Source organism: Amycolatopsis sp. lyj-346 (genome assembly GCF_046548975.1).
Classification (GTDB): Bacteria; Actinomycetota; Actinomycetes; order Mycobacteriales; family Pseudonocardiaceae; genus Amycolatopsis.
In genome coordinates this window covers 400,586-419,813 of the sequence record NZ_JAJPWT010000002.1, presented here as the reverse complement: position 1 = coordinate 419,813, position 19,228 = coordinate 400,586, and the positions used below count along the sequence as shown (strand labels likewise).

Here is a 19,228-nt window from a genome sequence, read left to right as displayed (position 1 = left end):
TAAGACAAAGGTGATTCCACCTCGTGCGGCACGCGCGGGGTGGAATCACCTTTGTTTATTGGCGCGGGTATACGGCGGAAAGATCAAGATCAGCCGGTGGATACCCAGGGAACCGTGCGCAAATCGCTCGGCTGACCGAAATGGTCTAGGGGATGCGTCCGGAGGGTGGTCGAAGCGGACAATTGGTTGACAATGCGCACAATTGCTGTCTATGCTGGAAAACGGTTCGAAGGTTGACAGGACCCTGGGGGGTTCGTTGATCAAACCTTGAGTTATCCATTCTGATGCTGTCGGTCGTGCATTCTGGACAGCGGGCTCAGCGCGAACGTTCCTGACGACACACTGGGGGAGTTCTTTGTTGTGCAGTCAATTGTCAAGGCAAAATGAACACGCCGAATGCCAATTTGTGAAAACAGCTTCGCCGGTAGTGGGCAATGCGCGCTTCCCGGTGTCCACCCGCAAGGCCCCCTCGTCCGGACGGGTCCTGTGATGGCGGGTCCGGAGGTCGGCGACGTGCGGGCGCCCTGCTCGGCCGTGGTCCTGCCGGCCGGTTCCCTCGACCCGGTTTCCCTCGACACGGTCCCGCGGCGGCCCCGGCTGCTCCCCGAAGCACAGCGGGTGCTGGTCAAGGTGCACCTGGACCTGGCCAAGGCCGTGGCGACGTCGGCCCAGCGCCTCCACGGTGGCGGCAACGCGGCCGACCAGCTCGCGGCCGAAGTGCTGGTGCGGCGGGGCCTGTACGAGTACGCGGACGAGGTGCTGCCGCACCAGCCGTCGAGCAACGCGCCCCTCGCCCGCCGCACCCGCTGGGCGGTGACCGCGGCGGCCATCAAGTACTGGGGAGCGGGCGACGTCGAGGCCGCGTACCGGGTGCTGGGCGACGTCGGCAGCCCGGTGGCCGAGGCCCACCGGGCCGGCTTGCTGCTGCTGGACGGCAGCACCCGCGCGGCACTGGCCGCGGGGGAGAACGTGCTGCGCGACCGGCACGCGCCCGGCGAGGCGATCCGGCCGGCGGTGGCCACCGTGGTCGTCGCCGCCAGCCTGGCCGGCCGGTTCGACCAGGCGCTGGCGGCCGCGGACCGGCCCGGCGCGAGCCGGTCGCGGTCCGCCGAGATCGGCTACGCGCACTGCTTCGCGTTGCTGATGGCCGGCCGGGTGCGCCACGCCCACCGGATGGCCGGGGACGGGTACCGGGAGGCGATGGCCGCCGGGAACATCGCGGTGGCCGGCGGCTGGCTCGCCCTGCGCGGCCAGGTCGCCAAGGCGCGCGGCGAGCTGGCCGCCGCCATCGCCGATCTGGAGACCGCTTCGCGCCTGCTCGACGGCGGCAGCTCGGGCCTCTTGCTGGCACCGTGCCTGGCCGAGCTCGCCGTGGCCCGCGCCATGTCCGGCGACCAGGCCGGCGCCGAGCAGACCCGGCAGCTCGCCGACCGGGCACCCGGGAGCCGCCTGTTCGTCCCGTGGCTGACCCTGAGCCAGGCGTGGACCACCGCGGCCGGCGGGGACACCACGCTCGCCGCCCGGCAGGCGCGCTCCGCGGCCGACATCGCCATGGCCTCGGGGCAGTACGCCGTCGAAGCACTGGCCCGGTACGACGTGTCCCGCCTCGGCAATCCGAACGCCGTGCGGCATCGCCTCGCCGAGCTCGCCGACGTGGTGCAAGGGCCGGTCGTGCCGGCCATGGCCGGCGCCGCGGCCGCGCTGGCCCGGTCCGACTCCGCGGCCTTGGACGTCGCCACGGCGAAGTTCACCGAACTCGGGATGCACCTGTTCGCCGCGGAGACCGCCACCGCCGCGGCCGCACTGCGGCACACGGCCACGCGCCCCGGCGGCCTCGCGCGTCCGGACGCGGCCACCCCGCTGTTGCGGCTCACCGCCCCGCTGGCCGAGCTCACCCGGCGCGAGCGGGACGTCGCGCTGCTGGCCGCCGGCGGGTTCACCAGCCCCGCCATCGGGCACCGGCTGGGACTGTCCGCCCGCACCGTCGACAACTACCTGGGCCGGGCCTACCAGAAGCTCGGGGTGACCAGCCGCCGCGAGCTGGCCCCGCTGGTCGCCGTCGACCGTCCACAACCACCCATCCACGCCGAAGGGAACCACCACCGATGACCGCGATGAGCGACCTGGACAAGATCTCGGCCAACCAAGAAGGCTTCAACCTGCGAGCGCGGGCGCACCTGCAATCGTCGTACTACGACGTGGAACGGTTCAAGCAGGGGCACAACATGCTGCGCAGGCTGGAACGGGAGGAGCTGGGCGACGTCAGCGGCCGGTCCCTGCTGGAACTGCAGTGCCACATCGGCGTCAACTCGCTCTCGCTCGCCCGTATGGGCGCGAAGGTGACCGGCACCGACATCTCGGACGAGGCGATCGACATCGCGAGCGGGCTCGCCGAGGAGCTGGACCTCGACGCGAAGTTCGTCCAGGCGAACCTCTACGACCTGCCCCAGGTGCTCGACGGGCAGTTCGACATGGTGTTCACCGGCTACGGCACCCTCTCGTTCCTGCCCGACATCCCCCGCTGGGCCGAGGTGGCGGCGCAGTTCGTCAAGCCGGGCGGCACCCTCACGATCGTGGAGATCCACCCGATCCTCAACCTGTTCGACGCCGTCGACGGGGAACTGCGGGTGACCCGCTCGCTGTTCCAGTCCCGGCAGGTGCACCACGAGATGGACAAGAGCTACGCGGACAAGATCGACGACGCGGTGGAGGTGGAGAAGCACTCCATCTACGGCTGGCGGTGGACCGTGGAGGAAGTGGTGAATTCGCTCATCGCCGCCGGCCTGACCATCGAGCACCTCCGCGAAGTTCCCTACGACGCGCGGCAGCGGCTCCCGTTGATGGAGTCCGACGGCGACCACAACTGGCGGATCGCGGGTGACCCGATCCCGCTGTCGTTCGCCTGCGTCGCGAGGAAGTGAGCCGCGGCATGGCTGATCAGATCGTGGCCACACCGGAAATCCACGAGTACGTCCGCAGTGTGTCCCTGCGGGAGGACCCGATCCTGGCCGAGCTCCGTGCGGTGACCGCGGGGTTGCCGGGCGGCACGGCCATGCAGGTCATGGCCGAGGAGGGCCAGCTGCTGGCCCTCCTCGTGAGCTTGTCCGGTGCCACCTCGGTGCTGGAGATCGGCACCTTCACCGGCTACAGCACGTTGTGCATGGCGCGGGCGCTGCCGCCGGGCGGCACGGTCGTCACCCTCGACGTCGACGGCCGCTGGCCGGCGATCGGCGCCGACTACTGGCAGCGCGCCGGCGTCGCCGAACGCATCGAGGTGCGCATCGGTGCCGCGACGAAGACGCTCGCCGGCCTCGCGGACGAGCGCGGCGGCGAGAGTTTCGACCTGGTGTTCATCGACGCGGACAAAGCCAACTACGGGACGTACTACGAGGCCGCACTCGGCCTCGTGCGGCCGGAAGGGCTGATCGTCATCGACAACACGCTCTTCTTCGGCCGGGTGGTCGACCCGGCCAGCCGGGACCCGGACACCGCCGGGGTCCGGGCGCTCAACGCGTCACTGCGCGACGATCCGCGGGTGGACGTCTCGATGCTGACGATGGCCGACGGAATCACCCTCGCCCGGAAGAAAGCTCCCGCACCCGTGAACTGACTGTTGCCGGCACCCCCGCACCGGGGGTGCCGGCAAAGTCGTGCCTGCTGTCGTGACTTCTCCCATTCCCTGAACCGAGCTCCGGATGGCCTACGGCAACAGCACCACGTCCGGAACGGTCCACTTCACCGACGGGGTACAGGCCTGGCAACCTCCTGGCCCGGGAGTGATCCGCCCGAAAGGAAATGGCCCTTCCCCTCGCGGTGGCGAGGAGAAGGGCCATTTCGGGCCAACCGGCGGTCAGGTCGTGGCCAGCCGGACAGCGGTGAGCTGCATGGTGCCGGGCGCCGGTCTCGGCGCCGGGGTGATGTGCAGTCGTTGGGTCTCCGCGCTTTCCGACTGCGGCAGTCCGGCAACACAGGCACAGTGCTCGTCGCTGAACCCGGCGAACCGGTAGGCGACCTCCATGATCCGGTTCCGGGCGGTCGGCCGGAAGTCCGCGACCAGGTGGGCGCCGGCCGTCGCCGCCTCGTCGACCAGCCAGTTCAGGACCGTGGCGCCGGCTCCGAACGAAACGACCCGGCACGAGGTGGCCAGGAGCTTCAGGTGCCACACCGCCGGCCCGGTTTCCAGCAGCACGACGCCGACCGCGCCGTGCGAGCCGAAGCGGTCGCTCATCGTCACCGCGAGAACCTCGTGGCGGGCGTCGTCCAGGAGCGCGCGCAGGTCGGCGTCGGAGTAGTGGACACCGGTCGCGTTCATCTGGCTCGTCCGGAGGGTCAGCTCCTCCATCCGGGACAGGTCGCCGGCCGTGGCTCGGCTGATCTCCATCACGAGGTCCAGCGAGCGCAGGAACTCCTCCGACGGCCCGTCGAACGACTCCTGCTCGGCCTGGCGCCGCACGTTCGCCTGGTACATCTCGCGGCGGCGGCGTGAGTCGACCGTCACCGTCGCCGGGGTGTACTCGGGCAGCGCCAGCAACCCGGGAATCGACTCGGCCGGGTAGCAGCGCACCTCCGGCAGGTGGTACCCCACCTCCGCCCGTTCCGCCGGCTGGTCGTCGACGAAGGCGATCGTGTGGTGGGCGAACTTCAGCTCGTCGGCGATCTCCCGCACCGACGACGACTTCGGGCCCCACCCGATCCTGGCCGCCACGAAGTACTCGGCGACACCGAGGGCTTCGAGGCGCTCCCAGGCGGGGCCGTGGTCGTTCTTGCTGGCGACGGCCTGCAGGATGCCGCGGGAGTCGAGCGCCACGATCGTCTCGCGGACGCCGTCGTCGATGACCACGTCGTCCCCCTCGAGGAGAGTGCCCTTCCACAGTGTGTTGTCCAGGTCCCAGACGACGCACTTGACGGTGGTGACCGGTTTGCCGGTTGCCAACGATTCGCTCACTGCGCCTCCTGCCGTGCGGTGCCGTTCCCGGTGGCGAGGGCGTGCCTGGCGAGTTCGAGCCGGCAAATCTCGCTGCTGCCCTCGATGATCTCCATCAACTTGGCGTCCCGGTAGGCGCGGGCGACCACGTGGCCGTCCGACGCGCCCGCCGAGGCCATGATCTGCACGGCCGACGCGGAACCGCGCACGGCCTCGGTCGCGCTCACGTGTTTCGCCAGGACCGTGGCGATCACCTGGTCCGGCGAGCCCGACTCCCAGCACTCGCCGGCGCGCCGGCACACCGCGGTGGCGACCTGCTCCGCGGCGTAGAGGTCGGCGACCATCCGGGAAACCAGCTGGTGCTCCGCGATCGGTTTGCCGAACTGCCGCCGCGAACCGGCGTGCCCGGTCACCGCGCGGAGACAGCCGCGCAGGATGCCGGCGCAGCCCCACGCCACCGACATCCGGCCGTAGGACAGTGCCGTCGTCACCAGGAACGGCAGCGACAGCCCCGTGCCGCCGAGGACGTTCGCGGCCGGCACCCGCACGCCGTCCAGCCGGACGTGCGCGTGTCCGGCCGCGCGGCAGCCGAGCGGGTGCGGGATCTTCTCGATCCGCACCCCCTCGGCGTCCGCCGGGACGACGACCGCCGCCGCGTTCTCCCCGGCCTTCCCGATGACGACGATCAGGTCGGCGTAGGCCGCGGCGGTGATCCAGGTCTTGCTGCCGTCGAGGACCACCGTGTCTCCGTCGAACCGCAGTTCGGTGGTCATCGCACCCAGGTCGCTGCCGGCGTCGGGTTCGCTGAAGGCGACGGCCGCGAGCCGGCCGCCGGTCAGCTGCGGCAGGAAGACGGCCCGCTGTTCGCGGGTGCCCAGGCGCTGGATCGTCCAGGCCGCCATCCCTTGTGAGGTCATCACACTGCGCACGGAACTGCACAGGCTCCCGGCGTACGCGGTGAGTTCCCCGCTCTCCAGGCTGCGCAGGCCGAGCCCGCCGTAGGGTTTCCCCACTTCCGCGCAGAGAACGCCGGCGGACCCGAGTCCACTCAGGACGGTGCGCGGGATCTCGCCCGCGATGTCCCAGGCGCCGGCGTTCTCCTCGACGAAGCGCCAGGTGTCCGCGTGGCCGGGGGTAAGCCCGTCAGACATCGAAGTCTGCGGCGGACTCCGCCTGGAGCCGGCTGGTGAGCGCGGCCATGCTCTTGACCGTGAGGAAGTTGGACAGCTGCAGGTCCGGCCCGGCCACCGTCACGGAGTAGGCCTGTTCCAGGAACACGACCAGCTGCATGGCGAACATGGAGTTGGCCAGCCCGGTGGCGAAGAGATCCTGGTCCACCTCGGGCCGGGTCCCGGTCTGCTCGGCCACGAAGCTGCTGATCTCGTCGATGACGACGTCCGTGTCGAAGGGTGCCTTGGCGGTTTGCTGTTCCGAGTTCATGACTTTGCCTCACTGTAGACGTAGAAGCCGCGGCCGCTTTTCCGGCCGAGTTCACCTCGCCGGACCTTTTCCAGGAGAACCTTGCTGGGGCGGCACCGCTCGTCCCCGGTCCGGGCGTGCAGTGCGTTCAGCGCGTCGACGAGGTTGTCGATGCCGATCAGGTCCGCGGTGCGCAGCGGACCCGTCGGATGACCGAGGCAGCCCTGCATCAGGGTGTCCACCTCCTCGACGCTGGCGGTGCCTTCGCCGACCACCTGTGCCGCGTCGTTGATCATCGGGTGCAGGAGCCGGCTCGTCACGAAACCGGGTGCGTCGTTGACCACCACCGGCCGCCGTCCGATCCGGGTCAGCAGCGAGAGCACCGACTCGACGGTCTTGTCCGCGGTCTTCGGGCCGCGGATCACCTCGACCATCGCGATCAGGTACGCGGGATTCATGAAGTGCGTTCCGATGAGGTCTTCCGGGCGGGGCACCCACGCCGCCATTTCGTCGATGGGAATGCCGGACGTGTTGGAAATCAGGGGAGTCCCGGGCCGGACCAGCGCCGAGATGCCGGCGAGCACTTCCGCCTTCTTCTCGGGCAGCTCGGTGACCGCCTCGATGACCGCGATCGCGTCCGCGGTGTCGCTCAGCGAAAGTGTCGTGTGCAGCTTCCCCGGGACACAGCCGGGCGGCAGCGCCCCCGTCAGCTGTGCGTGCCGCAGCCCGGTGGCGGACGCCGCGCGGGCGCGCTCGAGCACGCCCTCGTCGACGTCCACCAGCACGACCGGCAGGCCGTGCCCGACGACGAGCGTCGAGATCCCGGTGCCCATGACACCCGCACCTACGATGGCAACGAACGGCTCGTCCATGACGCCTCCTCCAGGCCCAGTGGCTGGTAGCTGCCGGAGTCGGGCCCGAGCCAGTACCGGCGCCGCTGGAAGGGGTAGCCCGGCAGTGACACTCGCCGCGGTCGCGACGTGCCGTGCAGGGCATCCCAGTCGATTTCCACAGTGGACTGCCACAGCCTGCCGACGGTGTCGAGCAGGTGGGCCAGGTCGGATCGGCCCGCGGCCGCGGCCGGCAGCGCGGACAGCGCCACCAGCCCCGCGATCTCCTGCCGCGCGACGGCTTCGGTCAGCGTGCTGCCCGGCCCCACCTCGAGCAGGATCCGGCCGGGCTCGCCGGCCAGCTCCCGCAGGCCGTCGGCGAACCGGGAGGGCTCGCGCGGGCCGCGGGCCCAGTGGACCGGCTCCACGGCCTCTTCGGGGCTGATCCAGGTGCCGGTCACGTCGGAGAGGTAGGGCACCTCCGGCGGCTTGAGCTCGTAGCGCGCCACCCGGTCGGCGAACTCCGCCGCGCGGGCGCCGAGGTCCGCACGGGCGATGGTGACGTCGAGGGCGTCCGCCAGGCCGATCACGCCGGCCAGGCAGGCCGCCACGTACTCGCCGTCGCCCACGCCGATCATCGCGGCGGGTTCGACACCCCACGACTGCCACAACCGCGCGAGGGCCCACTGCAGGATGAAGACCGCAGCCGGAACACCCCGCCCGTCACCGTTCTGGGCGGACGAGAAGAGCAACGGGCGAACGTCGTACCCGAGCAACGGCCGCACCAGTTCGGCGCAGTGGTCCACCTGCTCGGCGAAAACCGGCTCGCTGCGGTAGATCTCCGCCGCGGCGCCCGGCCGGTACGAGGCGCTGCCCGGGAACATGAAGATCACCTGCCGGGCCTTCGCCCCGCCGGCGACGTCCGTGGTCCGCGCCAATGCCCGGAGAGCGGCGACCGCCTCGGTCCGGTCGTGGCACACCAGGTGACGGCGGAGCGGGAACGCGGCCCGGCCGGCCTGCAGGGTGTAGGCGACGTCGGCGATGTCGACTTCGTCGTGCCGATCCAGGTGGCCGGCGAGGTTTGCGGCGGCGTCCGCCAGCGCCTTCCCGGTCCGCGCGGACAGCACGATCACCTGCGTCCCGCGTGCGGGCGGCGCGGTGTTCTGCCGCACCGGCGCCTCCTCCAGCACCACGTGCGCGTTGGTGCCGCCGACCCCGAAGGCGCTGACGCCGGCCCGGCGCGGCGTCGCGCCCCGGGCCCAGGAACGGGCGGTGGTCGGCACGTAGAACGGAGTGCGGTCCAGCGCCAGCGCCGGGTTGGGCGTGGCGAAGTTGATGCTGGGCGGGATCTCCTCGTGTTCCAGCGCCAGCACCGCCCGGGCGAAACCCACCGCCCCGGCGGCGGCGTCCAGGTGACCGACGTTGGCCTTCGCCGAGCCGAGCGCGCAGAACCCGCGTTCACGGGTGTCGAAGGCCTTGGTGAGGCCGGCCACCTCGATCGGGTCGCCGAGCGGGGTGCCGGTGCCGTGCGCCTCGACGTAGCCGATGGTCTCCGACGGGACGCCGGCGACCGCGTGCGCGGTGGCGATCACCTCGGCCTGTGCCTGCATGTTCGGCGCGCTGAACCCGAACTTCGTCGAACCGTCGTTGTTGACCGCCGTACCCCGGATCACCGCGCGGATGTGGTCGCCGTCCGCGAGCGCGTCGCTCAGCCTGCGGAGCGCCACGACCGCGACGCCGTACCCGGGAATGGTCCCGCCGGCGGCGGCGTCGAACGGCCGGCAGTGGCCGTCGCTGGCGAAGATCCCGCCCGCGACCTGCGGGTAGCCGCCGATCAGCGGGATGGGCAGCGCCACTGCGCCCGCCAGCGCCATGTCGCATTCGTGCCCCAGCAGCGCCTGGCAGGCGAGGTGGATGGCGACGAGCGACGTGGAACACGCCGTCTGCACGGTCATCGCGGGACCGCGCAGGTTGCACAGGTACGCCGCCCGGGTCGCGAGGAAGTCCTTGTCGTTGTACGGGCGCGCGGAGAACGCCGCCAGTGACCGCCGGAACCGCTCGTTGGCCAAGAGGTTCAGCGGCAGGTACTTGTTGGCGAAGCAACCGGCGTAGACACCGACGGCGCCGTCGAACCGCGCCGGGTCGTGCCCGGTGTCCTCGAGCGCGTTCCAGACGCACTCGACGAAGAGCCGCTGCTGCGGGTCGCTGATCTCCGCCTGTTGCGCGGTGTACCCGAAGAACTCCGCGTCGAACTGGTCGGCGTCCCGGATGACCGCGGCCGCCGGCACGTAGTCGGGGTGGGTCACCATTTCCACCGGCCACCCGGCGTCGACCAGCTCCCGGGTGCTGAACCTGCTGACCGACTCGACGCCGTCGCGCTGGTTGCGCCAGAACTCGTCGATGGTGGCCGCGCCCGGCAGCCGCCCGGCGAGCCCGACCACCGCGATCGGTTCCATCCCGTCTTCCGTCTCGGTACTCACCGAAGGCCCCCAACGGCTTGCTGCCGTGTCGAAAACGTCGCTGGCACGTTCACACTCCCGCCCTGCCCTTTCGCCGTGTTGCGGCCTGGCCGGCGGCGCGGCGGGCGGCTGCCCGGGCAGCCCCGGCGCCGACCGCCTCGTCGGATCCTCCGGCCGGTTTCCGGTCCATGGCCTCGGCAAGCGCCCGTGCGGACGGGTACCGGAACATGTCGACCAGCGAGAGCCCGCTTTCCCGGTGTTCGAGCAGCCGGGCCCTGGCGACCACCACGAGCAGCGAGTTCCCGCCGAGCTCGAAGAAGCTGTCGTCCACGCCCACCCGGTCGACGCCGAGCACCTCCCGCCACACGTCGGTGACCAGCCGTTCGGTCGCGTTCGTCGGCGGCGCGTAGGCCGTCGTGCCCTCGGGGCGCGCGTCCGACAGGTCGGGCAGCGCCCGGCGGTCGACCTTCTTGTTCGGGGTCAACGGCACCGCGTCGATGAGGTGGAACGCGCTGGGCACCATGTAGCCGGGCAACCGCGTGGCGAGGAAGGACCGCAGCTCGGCCGTGGTCGTCGGCCGTCCGGTGGCCGGCACGTAGTAGCCGACGATGCGCTGCTCCGCGCCGGCGCCCCGGATGACGGCGACCGCCGTCCGGACCCCCGGGTGTTCGGCGAGCGCGGTCTCGATCTCGCCGAGCTCGATCCGGTGACCGTGCAGCTTCACCTGGTCGTCGAGCCGGCCGAGGAACTCGAGCCCGCCGCCGGGCGCCCAGCGGGCCAGGTCGCCCGTCCGGTAGAGCCGCGCGCCCGGCTCCGGGGCGAACGGATCGGGCTGGAAGCGTTCGGCGGTCACCTCGGTGCGGTTGAGGTAACCCCGGACCACACCGCCCCCGCCGAGCAGCAGCTCTCCCGGTACGCCCGCCGGGCACGGCCGCATTTCGCGGTCGACCACGTAGGCACGGACGTTCGCCAGCGGCCGCCCGATGGAGACCGGGCCGCCGCCGGGCCGGATCGCGGACGTCGTCGCCCAGACCGCGGCTTCGGTCGGCCCGTACATGTTGTGCACCGTGCCGCCGACGGCGCCGGAGAGTTCGCCGGCCAGGTCGGTGGGAAGCGCCTCGCCGCCCACCAGCAACCGGCTGAGCCGGGGCAGTTCGGCCCGCGCGTCCTGGTCCGCCAGCAGGGCGCGGGCCAGCGACGGCGTGCACTGCAGGTGCGTCACCGCGTGCTCGCGCAGCTGCTCGGCGATCGGCGCCTCGGCCTTGGCCAGCGCGGCCTCCCGGCGCTCGTCGGTGATCTCCCGGACGGTCGTCAGGTGGGCCAGTGCGTCGAGTGCCGCCGTCTCGTCGACGCCGAAGTCGATCAGGCAGGCGACCTCGTCGACCCCGGCGGCCTTCATCCGGTCCACCATGTCGGCGCAGACCTGCGGGGTGCCGAGGAGGCTGGCGGTGGCGAAGAACCGTTCGAAGGCCCGGTCGACCAGCTCCCGCAGTTCGCCGGGGGACAACGCCTTGAACTCCTCGGCGCTCCCCGTGGTGGCGCCGAGCGAGGCGATCAGGTCGAAGGAGGTCTCCAGGTACCGGCTCATCGGCTCCCGGACCAGCTCCCGCACCTCGTCGAGGTCCTGGCCGACGAACGTGTGGACCATGACCGCCACGTGGCCGTCCCCGGGATGCCCGGCCTCGCGCCAGCTCTTGCGGTACAGCGCGATCTTCTCGGCCAGTTCCTCGAGGCTGTGCCCGAGCAGGTGGGTGAGCACCCCGGTGCCCGCCTCGCCGGCCAGCCGGAAGGTCTCCGGGTGCCGGGCGCTGGTCAGCCACACCGGCAGCTCCGGCTGGACGGGCCGGGGGAACACGCCGACCTCGATCTCGGCGCCGGCACCGTTGCGCCGCGCCACCTTTTCGCCGCGCCACAGCCGCCGGACCTCCGCGAGACCGTCCATCATCAGCTGCTTGCGCCGCTCGAAGCGGTCCGGGGCGAGCACGAAGTCGTTGGCGTGCCAGCCCGACGCGAGGGAAATACCGGTCCGGCCTCCCGAAAGATTGTCCACAACGGACCATTCCTCGGCCACCCGCAGCGGGTCGTGCAGCGGCAGCACCACGCTGCCCGCGCGCACCTGGACCCGTTCGGTGCTCGCGGCGACGGCCGCCGCCATCACCGAGGGGTTCGGGTACAGCCCGCCGAACTGGTGGAAGTGCCGCTCGGGCGTCCACACGGCCGTGAAACCGTTGCGGTCGGCGAACTTCGCGCCTTCGAGCAGCAGGCGGTAGCGATCCCCGGCGTTGGCTTCCGAGTCGCTGCTGCCGAAGTAGAACAGGCTGAAGTCGATGGGGCGGGCGCGGGCCGCGGCGGCCGTGGCCGATTCCGCGGCGGCCGCGGCCGACGGCAGGGGTGGCTCGCCGCGCAGCACGACCCGGTGGCCGTGGGTCAGCGCCCACAGCAGCTCGACCACGGAGATGTCGAAGGACACGCTCGTCACCGCGAGCCAGGTGCCGGGCTCGTCGGCACCGAAGGTCTCGTTCATCCCGGCGAAGAGGTTGACCACGTTGCGGTGGGACACCATGACGCCCTTGGGCCGCCCGGTGGACCCCGACGTGTAGATCACGTACGCCAGGTTGCCGGCGGTGACCGCCGGGGGCGGACCGTCCGGCTCGGTGTCCGGTGTCCCGGCCAGGTCGGGCAGCACGACCTGCTCGGCGCCGAGCCGCCCGGCGGAGGCGGCCGACCGGGAGTCCGCCACGACCAGCCGCACGCCCGCGTCGGCGACCATGAACGCCAGCCGGTCGCGCGGGTAGGCGGGATCCAGCGGCAGGTACGCCGCACCCGCCTTGAGGATCCCCAGCAGGGCGACCATCAGCAGGGACGTGCGGCCGAGGTGGACGCCGACCGGCTCGTCCGGTGCCACCCCGAGCTGCCGCAGCCGGACGGCGAACCGCTCGGCGAGCCGGTCGAGCTCGCGATAGGTCAGGGTGGCGTCGGCGGCGACCACGGCGACCGCGTCGGGTGTCGCGGCCGCCCGCTCGGCCAGCAGCTGGTGCACCAGGACGTCGGGGAGCTCGGCCGGGGTACCGGCCTGCCAGCCGGCCAAGGTGGCCAGCTCGGCCGCCGGCAGCACCGCCAGTTCGTCGACGGGCCGGTCCGGGGCCTGCGCGGCGGCGGTCACGACACTGACGTACCGCTCGGCGATCCGCTCGGCCGTCGCGGCCTCGAACAGGTCCGTGTTGTACTCCAGCCGGCCGGTCAGGCCGGCGGGAGTGCGCGCGAGACTCAGCGTGAGGTCGAACCGCGCCGTGCCGGTGTCGCCCAGCACCGGGCGGACCTGGCAGCCGTCCAGGCGAAGCCCCGCTCCCTCCTCCTCGTACCGGTAGCTGAACAGCACCTGGAACAACGGGTTCTGGGCGAGGTCACGGTCGGGGTGCAGCTCCTCGACGAGCTTCTCGAACGGCAGGTCCTGGTGGGCCAGCGCGCCCTTGACCTCGGCCCACAGCCGCTGGATCAGCTCCCGGAACGTCGGGCGCGCCGCGAGGTCGCAGCGGAGCACCAGGGTGTTGGTGAAGAACCCGATGAGCCCGGCCAGTTCGGGCCGTTCCCGCCCGGAGACCGGGGTGCCGACCACGACCTCGTCCTCGCCCGCGTGGGCCCGCAGCAGCACCGCGAAGGCCGCGAGCAGGACGCTGAAGAGCGTCGCGCCTTCCTCCCGGCCCAGCTCCTCCAGCCGCTGGACCGCGTCCGGCGGCAATTCGAAGGAGAGCGCGGCGCCACGGTAGCTCTGCACCGGCGGGCGGGGGTGGTCCGTGGGCAGGTGCCGCGTGGGCATGCCGGCGAGCCGGTCCGTCCAGTACGCCAGCAGCCGGTCGAGCTCGGGCCCGGCCAGCGTGTCCTGCTGCCATTCGGCGAAGTCGGCGTACTGCATGGGCAGGTCGGGCTCTCGCCGGGCCGCACCGGCCAGTGCGGCCCGGTACCGGGCTTCGAGCTCCCGGCCCAGCACGCCGACCGACGGGGCGTCACAGGCCAGGTGGTGCACGGTGATGAGCAGCCGGTGCCGCTGCTCGGCCAGGCGCAGCAGGCGAGCCCGGATGACCCGGCCGGCCACCAGGTCGAACGGAGTGCCTGCCTCCTCGTCCGCGAGCCGCGCCACCTCGTCCGCCGTCCGGCCGGGTGCGGTCAGGTCGACCACGGGGATGGACACCGGCGCGGGTGGCAGGACCACCTGGTGGGGCGTCCCGCCGGTCGACCGGAAGGCGGTGCGCAGGATCTCGTGGCGCCGCACGACTTCGGTCAGCGCCTCTTCGAGCGCCGTGACGTGCACCGGGCCGGTGATGTCGTAGCCGAGCGGCACGTTGTAGACCGCGCTGCCCGGCTGCAGCTGGTCGAGGAACCACAGCCGCCGTTGCGCGTACGACAGCGGCGTCTCACTGTCCTCTTCGGACCTCTGCTGCAGCAGGGCGGCGAGCTGCGCCCGCCGGTCCCCGGCCGCCGGTTCGATGGTTGTGCTCACGGCTGCACCTCGGTCCCCTCCGCGGTTCCCTCCGCATCGCGCAGAAGCGACGCGACCTCCTCGTCGCTGAGCTGGTCGAGCTCGGACAGCAGGCGCGTGGCCGTGCGGCGGCTACCCGGCCGGATCGGACCGGGACCCGTTCCCGCTCCCGCGGTCGCCACGGCCACGGCGTCCGCGAGGTTCGCCACCGTGGGCCGCTGCAGGAACAGCGCGATCGGCACTTCGACGCCGAAGGCGTTGTTGACCTGGGTCACCAGCCGGGCCGCCAGCATGGAATGGCCACCGACGCGGAAGAAGTCGTCTTCACGCCCCACCGGCCGGTCGCGGAGCAACGCCGACGCGAGCTGCGCGACGCGTTCTTCCGTCGGTGTGCGCGGGGCCTGCTCCGCCTCGGGCACGACCGGGGCGCTCGGTGCCAGCGCGGCCAGCGCGCCGTGGTCGACCTTGCCGTGTTCGGTGAGCGGCAAGGCGGGGAGCACGACGACCTCGGCCGGCATCAGGTACGCGGGCAGCCGGTCGCGCAGGAACGCCAGCAGTTCCTCGTCGGGCGCGGCTTCGCCCCGGCCGTCACGACAGGCGTAGGCCACGAGCGCGAGCTCGGCCCCCTCCTCGGGCGCGCGGGCGATGACCGCGGCCTCCCGCACCTCCGGATGCTCCCGGAGCGTGGCCGCCACCTCTTCGGGCTCGATCCGGAACCCCCGGATCTTCACCTGCTCGTCGGCCCGGCCGAGGAATTCCAGCTGCCCGTCGGGCAGCCAGCGGACCAGGTCGCCGGTGCGGTACAGACGGGCGCCCGGGTCGTCGGTGAACGGGTCGGCGGGGAAGCTCGCCGCGGTGAGCTCGGGGTGGTTCAGGTAGCCGCGGGCGACCGCCGTCCCGCCGAGGTAGAGCTCGCCCCGGACCCCGGTGGGCACCCGGCGGCCTTCGGCGTCCAGCACGTGCGCGTCGACACCGGCGATGGGCCTGCCGATCGGCGGCCGCGGTCCGGCCGGACCCGGCGGGACGAGGCCCGCCGTGGCCACCACGGTGTTCTCCGTCGGCCCGTAGTGGTTGAACAGCCGGAACGGCAGTCCCTCCGGAGGCGCGGCGGGCAACGCGTCGCCGCCGGTCAGCAGGGCACGCAACGCGGTGTCGGCGGGCCACGGCTCGGTCAGCACGGCCGCGGCGACGGGGGTGGGCAGGAACGCCACGGTGATCCGCTCTTCGCTGAGCCAGCGCACCAGTTCCGCCGGGGCCGCCCGCAGCTTCGGCGGGACGACGCACAGCGTGGCACCCACCGCCAGGGTGGGCCAGATCTCCCACGTCGACGCGTCGAACCCGGGGCTCGCGAACAGCGCGGTCCGGTCCGCCGGGCCCAGGTCGTACTCGGCGGTGTGCCAGCCGACCAGGTTCGCCAGGCCACGGTGGGACAGGGCCACGCCCTTGGGCCTGCCGGTCGACCCCGACGTGTAGATGAGGTACGCCAGCCGGTCCGGAGTCACCGGGCCGTCGGTGCCCGCCGGGTCTCCGGCGTCGGCGTCGGGAGTGCCCAGGTCGAACACGCGGAAGCTGCTGGTCGACGGCGGCAGCTGCAGGTGCATCTGCAGCGTGGCCACGGCTTTGCGCACGCCCGCGTCCTGCAGCATGAAGGTGATCCGCTCGGCCGGGTAGCTCGGGTCGACGGGCAGGTAGCACCCGCCGGCCATGAGCACCGCGAGCTCGCCGATCACCAGCTCGACCGAGCGGTCGGCGCACACCGCCACCGGTTCCTCGGCGGCGATGCCGGCCTCGCGCAGCCGGTCGGCCAGCCCGCCGGCGCGCCGCCACAGGTCGCCGTAGGTGAGCTGCCCCTCCGGCCAGCTCACCGCGACGGCGTCCGGTCGCGTCCGCACCTGCCGCGCGATCAGGTCCGTCACCGGTTCGGTGCCGGCCGTCGCGGGCCCGTGCGCCCAGCGCTCGAGCTGGTCCGCTTCTTCGTCCGGGAGCAGGCGCAGCGCGCCCACCCGGGTGTCCGGCCTGGCCACCGCGTCGGCGAGCAGGGTCAGGTAGTGCGTGATCATCCGCGTCATGGTGGCTTCGTCGAACAGGTCCGACGAGTGCTCCCAGATCATCGTCAGGTCGTCGTCCTCGGGACTCGGCGCCCGGCCGAGGCGCTGCTCGGCGCGGGGGATCACGATGACGTTGAGGTCGGACTTGGCCGTGCGGTTCGAGCGTTCGGTGACCCGGCCGGTGAGCCCGCCGAAGTCGATGTCCGGCACCGCGGAGTCGTGGAAGCTGAACATGACCTGGAACAGCGGGGTGCGCGACGGGTCGCGGGCCGGGTCGATCGCGTCGATCACCGCGTCCACCGGGGTGTCCGACCAGGCCAGCGTCTCGGCCACGCACACCCGCACCTGCTCGAGCAGGTCGCTGAACGGCTGGTCGGGTGCGACCTTCGTGCGCAGGACCAGCGTGTTGACGAGCATCCCGAGCAACGGCTCGAGCTCGGGGATGTTCCGGTTCGCCGCGCCGGTCCCGACGAGCATGTCCCGCTGCCCGGTGTAGCGGTTCAGCAGAGCCGCGAAGCCCGCGTACATGGTGGCGAACAGCGACACCTTGTGCTGCCGGCTGAAGGCGCGCAACGCGCGGGACAGCTCCTTCGGGAACAGGATGCGCGGTGCCCGGCCGCGGAAGGTCATCACCGGCGGCCGCGGCCGGTCGGTGGGCAGTTCCAGCGTGTCCGGGGCGCCGGCCAGCCGGGCGGTCCAGTGGTCGACGTGCGCACGCAGCACGTCGCCCTGCATCCAGTTCCGCTGCCAGTGCGCGTAGTCCGCGTACTGGACGGCCAGTTCGGGCAGCGGGGAGGGCTGTCCGGCGGCGAAGGCGGGGTAGAGGACGCGCAGCTCCGACAGGAACATCGACAGCGACCAGCCATCGTGGACGAAGTGGTGTTCCACGTGCAGGAAGGTGTTCTGGTCGTTCTCGTGGCGCAGCAGCACCCAGCGGGCCGGCGGCGGCTTGGTGAGGTCGAACGGCTCGCGCAGTTCCGCGGCGACGACGTCGTCGGCCTCGGCGGCCGGGACGTCGAGCACCTTCAGCGGCGCCTCGGCTTCCGCCACGGGCTGCTGGTGACCGACCCCGTCGATCGCGACGAAGGTCGTCCGCAGCACCTCGTGTCGCCGGACGATCTCGTTCAGCGCGGCGCGCAGGGCGTCGACGTTCACCTTGCCGTTCAGCGACACCGTGGCCTGGAAGTTGTAGGCCAGGTTGCCGGGCGAGACCTGCTCGAAGAACCAGACCCGTTCCTGCGGCAGGGACAGCGGGATGGGCCGGTCCCGGGGGACGCGGCGCACCGGCGGCGGGATCGGCTGGATCAGCGGGGAGACGGGTTCGTGCCCGTTGCCCGCGGTCGCGGCGGCCCGCTCGTCGACGATGGCGGCGAGGCCGGCCACGGTCCGGGCCTCGAACAGCTCCGCCACGCTGACCGCGGCGTTCAGCTCGGTCGCGAGCGGGACCGCCAGCTTGCCGACGAGCAGCGAGTTCCCGCCCAGTGCGAAGAAGTCGTCGTGCACGCCGATCTCGGTGATGCCGAGCAACCCGGCCACGATCCCGGCCACCGCGATCTCGGTCGGGGTGCGGGGCGCCACGACGTCGTCGGCCAGGCCGGCCGCGGCCCGGTCGGGCGCGGGCAGGGCGTTCCGGTCGACCTTGCCGTTGGGGGTCAGCGGCAGCGTGGGCAGCGCGACGATCGCGGCCGGCACCATGTACGCGGGCAGCCGGGCCCCGACGAACGCGGTCAGCTCGGCGGGCGCGACGGCGGAGACCACGTAGGCGACCAGGCGCGCGTCCGGGCGGCCCGAGTTTTCGACCGTGACGAAGGCGTCGCGGACCTCCGGGTGCCGCTTGAGCACCGTGGCGATCTCGCCGGGTTCGATCCGGAACCCGCGGATCTTGGCCTGGTCGTCGTACCGGCCGATGTACTCGAACACGCCGTCGGGCCGGCGCCGGACCTTGTCGCCGGTCCGGTACATCCGCTGCCCGGGAACGGTGATGTCCGGCACGAACGCCGCCGCCGTGCTCGCCGGGTCGCCCAGGTAGCCACGCGCCACGCAGTCGCCGGCCAGGCACATCTCGCCGGCTTCGCCGTCCGGCACCGGGTCGAGCCCGTCGAGCACGTAGCAGCGCACGCCGTCGACGGGCACGCCGATCGGCGGCGGCACGGGGCCGTCCGGCAGCACCTCGCAGGCCGTCACCTTCACGGTGGCCTCGGTGGGCCCGTAGAGGTTGACCACGGGGAACGGCAACCCCGCCGGCACCCCGCGCTGCATCGCCGAGCCACCGGTGTGCAGGAACCGGAGCGCGGTGTGCGCCGGCCAGGTCTCGTCGAGGATGGCCTCGGCCAGCGGGGTGGGCAGGAAGGTCACGGTGATCTGCTCGTCGGCGAGCCAGGTGGCGAGCTCGGGTGGCGACGTGCGGACCTCGGCGGGCGGGATCACCAGCGCGGCACCGGCGGTCAGGGTGAACCAGATGTCCTGGACGGAGACGTCGAAGCCGGGGCTGGCCAGCAGCGTGGACCGGTCCGTGCGCTGCGTCCGGTACGTCTTGTGGTGCCAGCGCATGAGGTTGGCCAGACCCGCGTGGGTCACCGCGACGCCCTTCGGCTCGCCGGTGGAACCCGACGTGTAGATCACGTACGCCAGTGCGGCGCCGTTCACCCGGGGCGGGGCGGGGATGGCCGTGGCTGAGGAGTCCCCGGGGTCCCGGCTCAGATCGACCACCAGGACGTCGTCGCCGAGCGGGGCGTCCCCGGCCACCAGCGGCGCGGTGCTGAGGACCGCGGCGGCACCGGAGAGCTCCAGCACCTGGCGGATCCGCGCGGCCGGGTGGGCCGGGTCCAGCGGCAGGAATGCCGCGCCCGCCAGCAGGATGGCCAGCTCGGCGACCACGAGTTCCGCCGACCGGTTGGCGTAGACGGCCACGACGCTGTCCTGGCCGACCCCCCGCTCGGTGAGCTCGGCGGCAAGGCCGGACGCGTGCGCGGCCAGGTTCCGGTAGGTCAGCCGCAGGTCGCCGTCCTGCACCGCGAGCGCGTCCGGTGCCTCGGCCACCTGGGCGTGGAATTCATCAAGCACCATCTCGC

10 protein-coding genes are annotated in these 19,228 nt (G+C 72.3%); 3 read left to right on the top strand and 7 right to left on the bottom strand.

All coding sequences use genetic code 11. The features are described from left to right. The first annotated feature begins 489 nt into the window (after nt 1-489). From ACLJQE_RS08235 to ACLJQE_RS08225, 3 genes are read left to right on the top strand one after another with little or no spacing between them, the layout of a single operon-like run. Nucleotides 490-2,109 carry a helix-turn-helix transcriptional regulator gene (locus ACLJQE_RS08235; protein WP_410638536.1) on the top strand — a complete coding sequence of 540 codons (1,620 nt, stop codon included), beginning with the start codon at nt 490-492 and terminating at the stop codon, nt 2,107-2,109. Beyond that, nucleotides 2,106-2,921 (top strand): class I SAM-dependent methyltransferase, encoded by an 816-nt coding sequence (locus tag ACLJQE_RS08230; protein ID WP_410638534.1) that lies wholly within the window; start codon nt 2,106-2,108, stop codon nt 2,919-2,921. The genes ACLJQE_RS08235 and ACLJQE_RS08230 overlap by 4 nt, the downstream gene beginning before the upstream one ends. An 8-nt stretch (nt 2,922-2,929) precedes the next feature. After that, complete coding sequence (locus ACLJQE_RS08225) at nt 2,930-3,610, top strand: O-methyltransferase (RefSeq protein ID WP_410638532.1); 681 nt, start codon at nt 2,930-2,932, stop codon at nt 3,608-3,610. 240 nt (nt 3,611-3,850) lie between these two features. On the opposite strand, the gene ACLJQE_RS08220 is transcribed toward ACLJQE_RS08225, so the two are convergent. The 7 genes from ACLJQE_RS08220 to ACLJQE_RS08190 are packed head-to-tail and all read right to left on the bottom strand — an operon-like array spanning nt 3,851 to nt 19,223. Beyond that, nucleotides 3,851-4,945, bottom strand: coding sequence for an HAD-IIIC family phosphatase (locus ACLJQE_RS08220; RefSeq protein ID WP_410638529.1), 1,095 nt, complete (start codon nt 4,943-4,945; stop codon nt 3,851-3,853). Beyond that, nucleotides 4,942-6,075 carry an acyl-CoA dehydrogenase family protein gene (locus tag ACLJQE_RS08215; RefSeq protein ID WP_410638527.1) on the bottom strand — a complete coding sequence of 378 codons (1,134 nt, stop codon included), beginning with the start codon at nt 6,073-6,075 and terminating at the stop codon, nt 4,942-4,944. The genes ACLJQE_RS08220 and ACLJQE_RS08215 overlap by 4 nt, the downstream gene beginning before the upstream one ends. Continuing rightward, nucleotides 6,068-6,364: an acyl carrier protein gene (locus ACLJQE_RS08210; protein WP_410638525.1), complete on the bottom strand. Its 297-nt coding sequence runs from the start codon at nt 6,362-6,364 to the stop codon at nt 6,068-6,070. The genes ACLJQE_RS08215 and ACLJQE_RS08210 overlap by 8 nt, the downstream gene beginning before the upstream one ends. Then, nucleotides 6,361-7,215, bottom strand: coding sequence for a 3-hydroxyacyl-CoA dehydrogenase family protein (locus tag ACLJQE_RS08205; protein ID WP_410638523.1), 855 nt, complete (start codon nt 7,213-7,215; stop codon nt 6,361-6,363). The genes ACLJQE_RS08210 and ACLJQE_RS08205 overlap by 4 nt, the downstream gene beginning before the upstream one ends. Further along, entirely contained in the window at nt 7,188-9,653 is a 2,466-nt protein-coding gene (locus ACLJQE_RS08200; RefSeq protein WP_410638521.1) for a type I polyketide synthase, read from the bottom strand. Before ACLJQE_RS08200 ends, ACLJQE_RS08205 begins: the two co-directional genes overlap by 28 nt. A 49-nt stretch (nt 9,654-9,702) precedes the next feature. Beyond that, nucleotides 9,703-14,130 carry a MupA/Atu3671 family FMN-dependent luciferase-like monooxygenase gene (locus tag ACLJQE_RS08195; protein ID WP_410638519.1) on the bottom strand — a complete coding sequence of 1,476 codons (4,428 nt, stop codon included), beginning with the start codon at nt 14,128-14,130 and terminating at the stop codon, nt 9,703-9,705. Then, complete coding sequence (locus ACLJQE_RS08190; RefSeq protein WP_410638517.1) at nt 14,127-19,223, bottom strand: amino acid adenylation domain-containing protein; 5,097 nt, start codon at nt 19,221-19,223, stop codon at nt 14,127-14,129. Before ACLJQE_RS08190 ends, ACLJQE_RS08195 begins: the two co-directional genes overlap by 4 nt. Nucleotides 19,224-19,228 lie beyond the last annotated feature (5 nt).